The organism is Lysinibacillus boronitolerans JCM 21713 = 10a = NBRC 103108, assembly GCF_000772935.1.
Classification (GTDB): Bacteria; Bacillota; Bacilli; order Bacillales_A; family Planococcaceae; genus Lysinibacillus; species Lysinibacillus boronitolerans.
In genome coordinates, this window is the sequence record NZ_JPVR01000075.1 from 102,781 (window position 1) to 116,345 (window position 13,565).

8 protein-coding genes are annotated in these 13,565 nt (G+C 37.7%); 6 read left to right on the top strand and 2 right to left on the bottom strand.

Annotated features, from left to right (window positions below; genetic code table 11):
• The first annotated feature begins 52 nt into the window (after positions 1–52).
• The 3 genes from CD31_RS12780 to CD31_RS12790 all read left to right on the top strand — a co-directional run bounded on the left by CD31_RS12780 (position 53) and on the right by CD31_RS12790 (position 5,819).
• Positions 53–3,835, top strand: coding sequence for a DEAD/DEAH box helicase (locus CD31_RS12780; RefSeq protein ID WP_036078123.1), 3,783 nt, complete (start codon positions 53–55; stop codon positions 3,833–3,835).
• 1 nt (position 3,836) lies between these two features.
• The gene (locus tag CD31_RS12785) at positions 3,837–4,589 is read left to right on the top strand and encodes a hypothetical protein (RefSeq protein ID WP_036078124.1); all 753 of its coding nucleotides are present in this window, start codon (positions 3,837–3,839) and stop codon (positions 4,587–4,589) included.
• Positions 4,590–4,748: 159 nt separating this feature from the next.
• A complete protein-coding gene (locus tag CD31_RS12790; RefSeq protein WP_016992355.1) occupies positions 4,749–5,819 on the top strand; it encodes a glycosyltransferase family 2 protein in 1,071 nt (356 codons plus the stop codon).
• Positions 5,820–6,156: 337 nt separating this feature from the next.
• Here CD31_RS12790 and CD31_RS12795 read toward each other — a convergent pair whose 3' ends face one another.
• Complete coding sequence (locus tag CD31_RS12795; protein ID WP_036078126.1) at positions 6,157–6,702, bottom strand: helix-turn-helix domain-containing protein; 546 nt, start codon at positions 6,700–6,702, stop codon at positions 6,157–6,159.
• 540 nt (positions 6,703–7,242) lie between these two features.
• Here CD31_RS12795 and dapA point away from each other — a divergent pair.
• Genes dapA through abaF form a run of 3 tightly spaced genes read left to right on the top strand, consistent with a single transcriptional unit; the run spans position 7,243 to position 10,950 of the window.
• On the top strand, positions 7,243–8,109 hold the full coding sequence (dapA, locus tag CD31_RS12800) for a 4-hydroxy-tetrahydrodipicolinate synthase (RefSeq protein WP_036078127.1): 867 nt from the start codon (positions 7,243–7,245) through the stop codon (positions 8,107–8,109).
• A gap of 16 nt (positions 8,110–8,125) precedes the next feature.
• Entirely contained in the window at positions 8,126–9,610 is a 1,485-nt protein-coding gene (locus CD31_RS12805) for an aldehyde dehydrogenase (RefSeq protein WP_036078128.1), read from the top strand.
• Between the two features lie 32 nt (positions 9,611–9,642).
• Positions 9,643–10,950: a fosfomycin efflux MFS transporter AbaF gene (gene abaF / locus CD31_RS12810; RefSeq protein ID WP_036078129.1), complete on the top strand. Its 1,308-nt coding sequence runs from the start codon at positions 9,643–9,645 to the stop codon at positions 10,948–10,950.
• Positions 10,951–11,068: 118 nt separating this feature from the next.
• Here the strand turns inward: abaF and CD31_RS12815 are convergent, their stop codons facing one another.
• On the bottom strand, positions 11,069–13,258 hold the full coding sequence (locus tag CD31_RS12815) for a DNA topoisomerase III (RefSeq protein ID WP_036078130.1): 2,190 nt from the start codon (positions 13,256–13,258) through the stop codon (positions 11,069–11,071).
• Between the last annotated feature and the right edge of the window lie 307 nt (positions 13,259–13,565).

Genomic DNA, 13,565 nt, shown 5'->3' on the forward strand with positions numbered 1-13,565 from the left:
TTTTAGGATGTGATAAAATAAAACTTTAGTGACACAGGAAGGAGGGCTGCTCATGCAGGACATCGCTTTACTAGAAAAACAACGCTGTAATCTTATTTTGACCAATAAGGCGAAGGAAGCGGTAGAGGAATGCTCAGCAAACGAGCATGCCTTTTTTGCGTTACAAAGATCCTTTACTGTCTATATTGAAAAACGAAAAGCAAAAACAGTTGGTGAAACCTTTTTATCCATCTATTTTAATGCGGAGGACAACGAAAAATTATCCGATCTTCTTGCTGAGAAAACGGTCATTATGGATTGTGTGCTAAAGGTGGAAGGTTTGCTGGCAACCAATATACGATTTGTCCATATGCGTGGACCTATTAACACAAACCGTCGCCTAGCAGCCGCATTACAATTTGTGACGAAGCCTAATAATGGAGCTGGTATTCCACTTGAGCTGCACAGCAAAATAAGACAGCTACCGATTGCAGAAGAACGTACAGAGTATGTAAAAAAACGTATAGCCAGCTGGGAAGGCTATCTAAAGATACAAGAACAAGACGCGACAATTGATGATATTCATACAGAATTTAAGCAAAGCTATTTCAATGAAGACTTTACACGCTTAACCATTGTATGCCCCTACATAAAGAGTAAAGAGTGGAAAAAGCTAGAGGGTTTAAGTGTTAGCATTCAAGGAGTTCGTGGCGAAATTGGGCAGATTTTAAAGGCGAATGCAGGAAAGCAAACGGTTGAAATTGATTTAAAACCTTTCGTACAGGATTTAGCTCGCAGAGATCAGCTGAATCTTCGTACAAAACAAGCGAGCTTCAGTAATTTTGCAACATTAAGCCAAATTCGACGACTACGTAATGGTTTTACAAAGCTAGAAAAGGGTGAGGCAGTAAACCCTAATTTAGAAACAATACTGTTTGAGCGGCGTCCTACAGTTCGCGCATCCAAGCTACGCGAAGATATTGAGTTTCATAATAATTTAAATGAATATCAACGACGAGCCGTTTTAGGTGCATTATCCGTTGAGGATTTGTATGTCATTCAGGGTCCACCTGGTACGGGGAAAACAACTGTCATTTCAGAGATTTGTCAGCAAAATGTTAAAGCAGGCTTAAAAACACTTGTTGCCTCACAGTCTAATTTAGCTGTAGATAATGCATTAGGACGCTTACTGTCCAATCAAGAAATTCGAATTTTACGCTATGGTAGAACGGAGAGTATTGAGGAAGAGGGTAAAAAATTTATAGAGGAAAATGTTGCACTGCAGTGGCGTGAGCAGACACTTGCTGCGATTGAAGAAGCAATTACAATATTTCCAGAACGTCAGCAAGAGCTAGAAGCAAATCTTGTAAAAGCAAAGGATGAGCAAGAGAAATTAGAGCAATGGCTAGAGCAATTAACACAGGAAATTGCTGCAAAAGAGCAAGCAGCTATTGAAGAACCCATTCTACAGCAGGAGATTCAAGCATTAAAAAAAGAATTGAAGGCTGCTAAAACAGAGCAACAAACATGTGAAGCTCAAAAAGAGCATTATGTAAAACAGCTCGCACAAATTGAGCCAATTGTACAGCAGCTTGAACAGACACTTGCTGATTACCCTTCAGTTGAGCAATTACAAAGTACGATTCAGGAAACTACTGAAAAAGTAAAACATCTAGAGGCTGCTGCTCAATATAAAGAACTACAAGAGCAAAAGCACCAGTTAACACAGCAATTTGAAGAGATACAGCAGAAATATGAAATCGAAAGCAATCGTCTCGTTATCATGAAGGAAGCGCAAAAATATATATATACCTTAACCTCATTTGAGCTTATCCAGCGTTTTTTACAACATTATCAAATTCGTCCTTCTCATGTACTTTCGCAGCAAATTGGTCGCTTGCAGCATTTAGAAGATGCTAAGGATTTAGAGGCATGGTCAACAATTAATGCTCGTTTACAAAAAGCAATTGTGAAGCTAGAGGCTTTGGTTACGCATGAAGTCAAGGAGCGTGCCCTTGCTAAAAGTAGACTACAACCAGTACAACCGTTTTCTTTGCAAAACCTTACTGGTGTATTCGCACAGTTAAACACGGCTTTTCAAGATGGTCAAGCACCAGCAACTGATGTTATTGAAAGTTATTTGCTCGGGCTATATATGCGTCGTGATTTTGTTTGGCAAAAGGGAATAGCACTAAAGCAACAGCAAGACCATAAAGATCAGGAATACGAAACTTTTCGTAAAAATCTAGTAACTTTAATTCATCAGGAGTGTGCAATAACTAGTTTTGATGTGCAAAGTTACCAGCGGCAGCTCCAACCCTTTATACAACATACTGAACGGTTACAACAACTGGCAAACGCCTTTCAGATTACTGAAGAACCAGAAGAATCTGTAGAATATTTAAAAATTCTTGCCTCACAAGCTAGAGAGTCTCTTCAACAAGCAAAGCAGCAGCTTGAGGCAGTGGAACAGGCTAAAGTACAACTTGTTCCTAAACAAGCCTCTTTACAGACTATCCAAACAAACTTGCAGGAAGTAGAGCAGCAGCTAACGCAGATGGAAGAACAGATAAAAGACATTAATATAGCTGGATTGAAGAAAGAAAAGCAATTAGCTTCCTATACAAAGCTTTTACAATCTACGCCAGAACGAACGGCAGAAGAGGTGAAGGAAGCTATACAAACTGCAAACCAAGCAATTAAAGCATTACAACGTCAGGAAAAACAGCTACCACTTCGTAAAAAACTACAAGAACAATGGCGTGAAAAACTACAAAACGCAACAGAGTATGATTTAGATGAAATTCGAAAATTATATGTGCGTCATGCGAACGTTATTGGAACAACATGCGTAGCCTCTGCTAGTAAGGAGTTTATGGAAAACTATCCAACCTTTGATGTGGTTATTATTGATGAAGTTTCAAAGGCAACACCCCCAGAATTACTTTTACCAATGCTGAAGGGGAAGAAAGTTATATTAGTAGGTGATCATCATCAGCTACCACCATTGCTTGGGGATGATACACTAGAGGAAACATTAAAGGCAATGCTTGAAGAAAATCCAAACTTTGAGGGTGCACAGGAATTAAAAAATCTGTTGCGTGAATCTCTATTTGAGCGCTTATTTAATAATTTGCCACCAACACATAAGCAAATGCTAGCACTGCAATACCGCATGCATGAGAAGATTATGCAAAGTATCACACCATTTTATGCGAAAGAGGAAAATGGCTTGCAATGTGGCTTACCAGATTCGGATGCAGCAAGAGATCATGGCTTAGAGGGGCAATTTATAAAACGTGATGACCATTTACTATGGATTGATATTCCAACAGAAAAACCTTATTTAGAGGAGCAAGTAAAAGGTGGAACGAGTCGTTATAATGAAGGTGAATTACTAACAATTAGACGTATTTTGCTGGATCTCAATGAAGCGGTGAAGGCGGCAAAAGAAGCAGGGCGTATGCCACAGGATGCTCAAAAAAGCGTTGGTGTCATCAGTTTCTACGGTGAGCAGGTAAAGAAAATTAATCGCCTTCTTCAGCAGGAATTACAGCTACCACACCTGCAATTTAGAACAGGGACTGTTGATAAATTCCAAGGAATGGAAATGGATGTCGTTTTAGTGAGTATGGTTCGTAATACACCTAAAGGCGGGGATATTGGTTTTGCCAGAGATTATCGTCGTTTAAATGTCGCGCTATCTCGTGCTCGTGAGTTACTACTGCTTGTTGGAAGTGCAGAAATGTTTGCAAAACGTGCAAAACATCAAGATACAAGAGAGATGTATGCAAATTTATTAAAGACAGTAAAATCCTACGATGGCTTGCGTAATCATGAAGGATTGGTGATATAGATTGTCAAAATTACAGCAACGGCTTATGCGTGAGCTTCAGCAGAATCGTAATATTAAGATTGTCAAAACGGCTGAATGGTGTATTCCCATTCGGACAGTTGATGTGACCTATAAGCCAGTTCGCCGTTCAACAATGGATGTCTTAATGACAATGCTTCTGCTTAGTATTCAAGAGGCCGATTTTGGAAACACACAGGAATTGAGTGAGCTATTGCTTGTAGATCCATTATTTATCGAGGACTTGATTTCTTTAATGATTCGAGTAAATCTTGTGAGGAATGAAGATGATTTCTATAGACTAACTGAGAAAGGGCAGCAACAGCTAGAACGAGGTATTTTTGAAGAAGAACTAGAAGAAGAAACCTCCACGCTTTACTTTAGTCCTTGCCATCAATCATTTCTCACAGTCGATACGAATAATGATGAATATGATGAATTGCCAGAGCTCTATCGTTATATTGACAAAGAAGCAGAGCAACAGGAACAGTTTGAGGAGTCAATGGTGATCGCAGCTTTACAGGAAGTGGATGAAGAGGAGGAAGGGAACTCTCAGAAAGTCATCGCAAATATTGTTCAAACAGAAGCTCAACAAATTAATGATAGCCCGTGTTTAGAGTTTGTTCTTTATGATAAGGAGCAGGATATAGTATTTGTACGAGTGTGGAATACATTACTCAATCAATGGGATCACCATTTAGAGCAACAGCTTACAGACAAAGAACAATTATCATGGCGCGAGCAATATTTATCTTGATTCAGCAGGATATCAAATGCTAGAAAAAAACGAACGTGAGACGCGTTCGGTTTTTTTTTGATTTACATGATTAATTTACAAAGTTAGGTGATAATCGGAAAATTTTTTCGATAAAATACTACATTAGCATATAGTAAAACCTTGTTAAGGAGGGGACAAATGTTATCAATTAGTTTATGTATGATTGTGAGAAATGCACAATGTACGATTGAAAGATGCTTAGATTCGGTTCAGCACCTAGTGGATGAGATCAACATCATTGATACAGGCTCAACTGATCGAACAAAGGAGATTGTCCAAAATTTTACCTCTCGAATTTACGATTTTTCCTGGTGTGATCATTTTGCTAAAGCACGAAATTTTTCCTTTCAGCAAGCAACAAAAGACTATATTTTATGGCTCGATGCTGATGATGTTATGACAAAGGAAAATCAGTACAAGTTCAGCCAACTAAAGCAATCCTTATTTCCCTCTATTGATGCTGTAACAATGGATTATTATTTGACGCTTGACTGTGACGGAGAAGTGGAGTGTAGTGAACGAAAATATCGTCTAGTAAAAAGGGCGAATCATTTTCAATGGGAAGGTGCTGTCCATGAGAATTTAAGGGTGTCTGGGCAGCTCTACCATAGTGATATCGCTGTTACACATTTACCGTTAACAAAAGATATTCATCGTAATATTCGTATTTATGAGGGATTAATAAAGGATGGACATTCTCTTTCAGCAATTGAGACATTTCATTATGCGAATGAATTAAAATTACATCAACGTTACCTAGAAGCTATTAATCAATACAATCTATTTTTGGATAGTAACTTAGGCACAACAGATGATTGCATTGAAGCTTGCTTACATGTAGGGGAATGCTATCGACGTTTACATGATGATCAACAAGCACAGCAAGCTATTTTGCAATCTTTCTTATATGATCGACCAAAGCCAGAAGCATGTTGCCGAATGGGCCAATTTTTTATGGAGCAACTAAAACATAAAGAGGCTATTTACTGGTACTCTCAAGCCTTGCAACAAGCTCCTGTCGATACAATGACTGTCCAAAAACGGGCATATTCAACATGGATTCCTCATCTACAATTAAGCCTTTTATACAGGGAGTTACGGTTATTTGAAAATGCCTATCAGCATAATCTAGAGGCGCAAAAATGGAAACCGCATCATCAGGAAATAATTAATAATGAAAAATATTTACTTAGTCAATTAAGGATATAAATCTTTTTTATGGGAAAGGCACATCAATAAACAAGACATAAATAGCTTGGCCAATTAACACAGAGACACCTACCACAACCGTCATAAAAATCACGTTGCGTGGCCTAAAATTTTTTGCTTCCATTCAAAACCTCCCTTGATATAGAATATTCAGTCAATTCAAGATATGTTTTGAAGGGATGAGTATGCATAATAAAAGAGCAAATTCACTTTAAAGGTGAATTTGCTCGTTGATAACTGTCTGCAATTAGCTGTATTCATGAAAAATACTCACAGTGTGTAATGAGCTGTGAGTATTTTTCATTCAATTAAAGAGTATTTTGAACCTGCTAAATCATTATACTGGAATACTAGAAATACAAAGGAACTTTACAATTGAATCTGTTTTATTGATCCAATTATGAGGGGTGGTTGAATCTAAGAAAATACAATCATAAGGATGTAAATCATGCTCCTCTTTGTCAATGACGATGGTTAGTGTTCCTTCCAAAACATAAAGAAATTCTTGGCCTGAATGTGAATAAGAATCCTCTCGATTTGCACCTGGATTCAACAATACTAAGATGGGATTAAAGAGTGGATTTTCTATGTTTCCTGCTAAATCTCTATAAAAAAATTGGTTATGCATGGTATTCGTTTTATTAATAATATTACGCATAACTGTAGGTGCGATCTTCTCATCAGATTCTGAAAAAAAATAGCTCGGATTGACACCAAGTGCTTCAGAGATTTTTTTCAATGATTCGAGTGTTATGGATGATTTTGATCGTTCAACCTGGGATAAAAAGCTAATTGAAAGATTCGTTTGATCAGCAATTTGTTTTAATGTTAACTTCCGTTCTTTTCGTAAACTTTTTATTTTTGCTCCAATTATATCAGTCACTTTTCTCCACTCCTGTTACAAATATTAGTTTTATTTACTATACAAGGAAAATTATTTGGGTGAAATTCATTAAGTAAATTTTTTTCATAGATATATGTTAAAGGTTATTTTATTATTTTGGGATTTGACTAGCCACAATAAACTCCGTTTTTCGAGAACTATTCAGACCCTATAGTAACCACACGATAGTAGTTACCTTGTCACGATTCTTCTATTGCAGTGGTCCTTTATCTACATATTTCACCAAATAGAAGGAGCCACGTTGATAAGGATAACACAAAAGCTTTAATTTCAGAACGGTTACAAAAATTCGGGTGTAGAGCAATCTATATCATCAATAAGAGTATTTATTCGAGTTTAAGTGTCACTTAAACAATTATGTGTAATATCTAAATAAAAGAAGATTTCATTTGAAAATATTCGGAAAATTTAGTTTACATAGAAAATTCGGTGTGCTATTATCTTCAATAATTGAAGCTGTACTTCAATACTGTTTTTTATTGAATCAAGTATTCTATCAAATAATAAAGGAGAATGAAGATGAATTTTCATGGTATTTTGGTTCCGATAGTGACTCCATTTAAACAGGATTTAAGCCTAGATGTAGAAACTTTAAAGCAATTGACTAACACATTTATTGACAAAGGTGTTAATGGTTTAGTGGTATGTGGCACAACTGGTGAATATTACGCCTTGAATGAAGTGGAACGTGAAACAGTTTTAAGAACGGTGTCGGAAGTTGCTAAAGGTCGTATATCGTTAATTGCAGGTATTAATGATTTATCAACTGAAGGGGCAGTTAACCGTGCCAAACAAGCTAAAGATTTAGGGTATGAAGGTTTAATGTTATCACCCACACCTTATAGCTTGCCTGACCAAAGTGGTTTGATTGCCCATTACGAAACAGTCGCGGCCTCAACTGATTTACCTATTATCATGTACAATTTTCCTGCTCGTATCGGCATTGAAATTGAATATGAAACGGTGGTGCATTTGTCTAAAAATCAGAATATTGTTGCTATTAAAGAGAGTAGTGGTGATTTTAGCCGTGCATTACGTTTGCTACAAACACCATTTGAGAATTTTGAAGTGATTTGTGGTTGTGACGATCAACCAATAGACTTTTTCTTTTGGGGCGCAAAAAGTTGGATTGCTGGAGCAGGTAATGTGTTCCCAGAGGAGCAAGTGGCTATGTTCAATGCTGCCATAGCTGGGGATTGGGACAAAGCACGTCAAATCATGAGGGATATCTATCCTGCTATTCACTCGATGGAATCTGGTAACTACAACCAAAAGGCCAAGTTAGGTTGCCTGAAAGGTGAAATCAAAGTTGGTACAGTGCGCCTACCTTTATCTGATTTGTCAGAAGAGGAAAAAGAGGAGTTTTTGGCTTTCTTTAATAAATAAATTGGAGGAAAGATAAATGACCGTATCAAAAGAAAAAATCTTTGCACTTGCTAAAGAAGGGAAGCTTTGGGCTGGTAACTTAATTGATGGTTTTTCGAGTACAGACTGTAAAATAGAAAATCGTACTCCAATCGACAACAGCATAATTGGCTATATAGCCGATGGTAATGCACAGGATGTAGAGGTGGCTGTTAAGGTAGCTAGAGAAACATTTGAAATAGGTACTTGGAGTAAATTATCCCCGAGTGAGAGAAAAAAAGTAATGATTCGATGGGCACAATTACTAGAAAAACACAGTGAAGAATTGGCTGCCTTGGATTGCGTAGATGCAGGTAAACCTATTACCGAATGCTTGAATACTGATATGCCAGCAACCATCGATACATTTTATTGGTATGCCGAAGCAATTGATAAAGTCTTTGGCAAAGTTGCTCCTACAGGTAAAGATGCTTTGGGGTTGATTGTCACTGAGCCCATTGGCGTAGTTGGTGCAGTATTACCTTGGAACTTCCCAGCGCAAATGTTTGCTTGGAAAGTAGCACCTGCTTTAGCAGTGGGTAATTCTGTGATTGTAAAACCGGCTGAGTTAACGTCACTTAGTGCATACCGTATGATTGAACTTGCTTATGAAGCGGGCGTGCCTAGAGGAGCTTTAAGCTTGGTGTGTGGATTGGGGGAAAAAGTAGGTGAACCTTTGGGGAGGCATATGGATGTGGATGTTGTCTCGTTCACTGGTTCAACAGAAGTGGGTAGATACTTCTTAAAATATTCAGCAGAAAGTAATCTTAAAGAAATCATTTTAGAGTGCGGTGGTAAGAGCCCACAAGTGGTGTTCGAAGATGCAGATTTGGATGCGGCAGTTCCACATATTTTATCAGCGGCATTCTGGAATATGAGTGAAAACTGTAGCTGTGGTTCTAGATTGATCGTCCATGAATCTATTAAAGAGGTGTTATTAGAAAAATTAAGGGCTGGCTTAACGAGCTGGAAAGTTGGAAATCCAATGGATGAGTCGGTATCCATTGGTCCCATGATTGAAGAAGCGCACTTTAATAAAGTAAAATCATTCTTCGACATTACTATTCAAGAAGGTGGTCGCTTAGTTACTGGAGGCAATATTCACTGTGATATGGGCAGTGGTTGGTACATTGAACCAACTATTTTCGATAATGTAACCGCTAACATGACCTTGTTCCAAAATGAAGTATTTGGTCCGATATTAGCAGTTAGTACGTTTGAAACAGAAGAAGAAGCCATTGCACTTGCCAATAACACTTCCTATGGTCTGGCTGCATCTTTTTATAGCCAAAACGTACAGCGAACGATGCGCGTGGCACGTGCTATAAAAGCAGGCACTGTTTCAGTGAATGGCTTTAGCGAGGGCGATATCACCACCCCGTTTGGTGGCTTTAAACAATCAGGTTTTGGTGGTAGAGATAATGGCTTGGAAGCGCTTGAGCAATATGTGCAAACAAAAGTAATTTGGTACGTTCAGTCATAATAATTTGAATCGGCTTTTATGGGGGAGAATATATGGAGAAAACAGACAATAAGCAACTGAAAAAAGTTGTTGCTGCATCGATGATTGGATCTGTAGCTGAATGGTATGAATTTTTCTTATATGGTACCGCATCTGCTCTCGTTTTTGGAGAATTATTTTTCCAGAAAACAGGAAATGCTATTGACGGCATCTTAGCTGCATTTGCACTCTATGCAGTAGGATTTCTAGCCAGACCTATCGGTGGACTTGTTTTTGGTCATTATGGTGATAAAATTGGACGTAAAAATTTATTACAGATTAGCTTGATCATCGTTGGAATTACGACTTTCTTAATGGGATGTATTCCGACATTCAGTAGTATTGGTTATTGGGCTCCTATCTTACTTGTTACTTTACGTTTAATTCAAGGATTTGCTTTTGGTGGAGAATGGGGAGGGGCTGTTATTTTAGTATCTGAGCACAGCCCAAACAATCGTCGTGGTTATTGGGCAAGTTGGCCACAGGCGGGTGTGCCACTGGGGAATTTAATAGCGACAATTATCCTTTTACTTTTATCTAAAAACTTAAGCCCTGAGCAATTTATGGATTGGGGTTGGCGTGTAGCATTTTGGTTCTCAGCCGTTGTTGTACTAATTGGACTCTGGATTCGTAAAAGTGTAGATGATGCTCCTGTTTTCAAAGAAGCACAAGAAAAACAAGCGCAATTAGAAAAACAACAATTAGGTATTATAGAAGTAGTTAAATACCACAAAAAAGCGATTATTGCAGGTATCGGAGCTCGTTTTGCAGAAAACATCTTATACTACATGGTGGTTACTTTCTCCATTAGTTATTTAAAACTTGTCGTCAATAAAGACACTACGCAAATCTTATTGTTAATGTTTGGTGCTCATGCTATTCACTTTTTCTTCATACCATTAATGGGTCACTTAAGTGATATTTGGGGTAGAAAGTCAATCTATATTACAGGAGCCGTTTTAACAGCGTTTTGGGGATTTGTTGGGTTTCCAATGATGGATACAGGAAATGATTGGATTATAATGTCTGCTATTACTCTTGGTTTATTCATTCAATCGATGACGTATTCTCCATACTCTGCATTAATGACAGAGTTATTCCCAACTCATATCAGATATACAGCCTTGTCCTTATGTTATCAAGTTGCACCAATTTTAGCAGGCTCGTTGGCTCCATTAATTTCATTAAGTCTTTTAAATAAATTTAATAGCTCCATCCCAATTTCAATTTATTTGGTTATATCAAGTATCATCTCTATTTCCTGTATCATGCTGGTGAAAGAAACAAAAGGAAAGTCACTTACTTTTAAGAAAGCACAATAAATAGGGTTTGCTCGCTATAACTATTAAAATTATGTACCAGAATCAATTTAAAAGTTCAATTAATATAAAGAAGAGCATGTTTTGATGATTTCTTTCAAAACATGCTCATTATTAATTTTTAATCGAACTTTAACCCCTTCAATGCTTCAGCAAGTGCATTGTTCACAGGCTCCTCGTTGTTTTGCTGCTTTAAGTACTTTTGTACAGATCGCTTGTCGACCTTGCCTCCGCCCTCTTTTTTGCGTCTCGCTTCAAAGGCAGATAATTTTTCACGATAGCCACATTTACAAACAAAAATTTGACCATCGCCTTCTCCGCGAAGCTCTAATTTTTTATGACATTGTGGACAACGTGCATTCGTAGTACGTGAGACATTTTTACGATGACCACATTCGCGATCTTGGCAAACAAGCATTTTTCCTTTCTTGCCATTCACTTCAAGCATTGGTTTACCGCAATCAGGACATGATTTGGTAGAGATATTATCATGCTTATACTTTTTGTCACTACCCTTAATCTCTGTAACAATTTCCTTTGTGTAATTTTTCATCTCGCTAATAAATACATCTTTATTTAGCTTGCCCTTTGCAATGAGCTCAAGTTTTTGCTCCCAATCTGCTGTCAGGGCAGGGGATTTTAATTCCTCTGGCACTAGGTCGAGTAGTTGACGACCCTTAGAGGTAATATAAATATCTTTGCCACCACGCTTTTCTATTAAGAAGGAATTGAAAAGCTTTTCAATAATATCTGCACGTGTTGCGACTGTGCCAAGTCCACCCGTAGATTTTAATGTGTCGGCCAGTTTTTTGTCATTCGTCGCCATGTATTTTGTTGGGTTCTCCATGGCTGATAACAGTGTGGCTTCAGTGAAACGAGCAGGTGGCTTTGTTTGACCAGATGTTTGGGCAAGCAATTTAATTTTTAACATATCGCCTTTATCAATTCGTGGAAGTATTTGTTCCTTTACATCATCCGCTGAGTCGTCATCATCGAAGCGATGCTCATAAACCTCTTTCCAGCCAGCTGATAAAATTGTTTTCCCTCGAGCAATAAAGCTTTCATCGCCAATTTTTGCACGTAATGTTAATTGCTCATATTCAAAAGCAGGAAGTAGCACAGCTAGAAATCGTTTCACAACAAGGTCATAAATTTTACGTTCCTTATCTGTAAAAGCAGAATAATTTACATAGCCCTCTGTTGGAATAATTGCATGATGGTCTGATACTTTACTATCGTCGACAAATGCCTTTGTTGGCTTGATAGGTTTTGTAAGTAATTTATTGGCGATGGAGCGATATTCACCAATACCACAGGCCTTTAAGCGTTCAGGTAATGTGGCAACAATATCCTGTGAAATAAAGCGAGAATCCGTACGTGGATAAGTTAACACTTTATGTTGTTCATAGAGTTTTTGCATGATATTTAAAGTTTCTTTCGCTGAGTAGCCGAAGATTTTATTGGCATCACGCTGCAACTCTGTTAAATCATAAAGTCCAGGTGCAAATGATTTTTTTGGTTTCTTTTCAATGTCCACAACGATGGCATTGCTATTTCCAATTTTTTTGACCAGCGTATCGATTTTATCTTTATCGAAGCTACGACTATTTCCATTTTGGTCTTGCCATGTGAGCTTCAAGTTGTCAGTTGTTTGCGCTTCAATACCATAATAAGTTTGTGCCTTAAAGTTTTTAATTTCATCTTCACGTGTAGCAATTATCGCTACCGTTGGCGTTTGTACACGTCCACAATTCAACTGTGCGTTAAAGCGGGTAGTCAAAGCACGAGTAGCATTAAGCCCGATATACCAATCAGCCTCTGAGCGAGCTACAGCAGAGGCATATAAATTATCATATGCTTTGCCTGGCTTTAAATTGGCAAAGCCATCTTTAATTGCCTTATCTGTTACAGATGAAATCCATAAGCGCTTAAGCGGCTTTTTAATCTTTACTTTATCGAGTATCCAGCGTGCCACTAATTCACCTTCACGCCCAGCATCTGTGGCAATAATGACTTCACTGACATCATTACGTGTAAGCTGACTTTTGACCGCATTAAATTGCTTTCCAGTTTGCTTTATAACAGTTAATTTTAACCGATCAGGTAACATAGGTAGATCTTCTAGATTCCATGTTTTATATTTCACATCATAGCTTTCAGGGTCTGCCAGTGTTACAAGATGTCCAAGCGCCCAAGTAACAATGTATTTGTCTCCCTCAAGGAAACCATTTCCCTTTTTATTACACTTCAGTACACGTGCGATATCACGTGCTACAGAAGGTTTTTCAGCGATTACTACGCTCTTTGCCATTGTTAACACCCTTTCATAGTTCCATGGTTTTAAATATAGCATAGGTTGAGTGGGTTCGCAGTTTAACTGCAATGTAAAATGCATTTAATAGGCAAAGAAAAGAAAGGGAGGAAAATTTGTCATGAAGAGCAAAGAAACTTCATATGGTGTATATGTGATTTTAGCTTTTTAATTTCTGTTCTATGTAAAATTTTTGCTCGTAATTTTGCGAAAAATCTATTTTGTTGCTAGACACCAAATTTTGAGAATGCTATATTTATGTTGTCATAGTATTTTTATAATTAGGAAAAAATAGAATACTCTAAGG

Excerpts from the sequence above, each read along its gene's own strand:
- dapA (WP_036078127.1), top strand. The coding sequence starts at position 7,243 with ATGAATTTTCATGGTATTTTGGTTCCGATAGTGACTCCATTTAAACAG.
- CD31_RS12790 (WP_016992355.1), top strand. The coding sequence starts at position 4,749 with ATGTTATCAATTAGTTTATGTATGATTGTGAGAAATGCACAATGTACG.
- abaF (WP_036078129.1), top strand. The coding sequence starts at position 9,643 with ATGGAGAAAACAGACAATAAGCAACTGAAAAAAGTTGTTGCTGCATCG.
- CD31_RS12805 (WP_036078128.1), top strand. The coding sequence starts at position 8,126 with ATGACCGTATCAAAAGAAAAAATCTTTGCACTTGCTAAAGAAGGGAAG.
- CD31_RS12780 (WP_036078123.1), top strand. The coding sequence starts at position 53 with ATGCAGGACATCGCTTTACTAGAAAAACAACGCTGTAATCTTATTTTG.
- CD31_RS12815 (WP_036078130.1), bottom strand. The coding sequence starts at position 13,258 with ATGGCAAAGAGCGTAGTAATCGCTGAAAAACCTTCTGTAGCACGTGAT.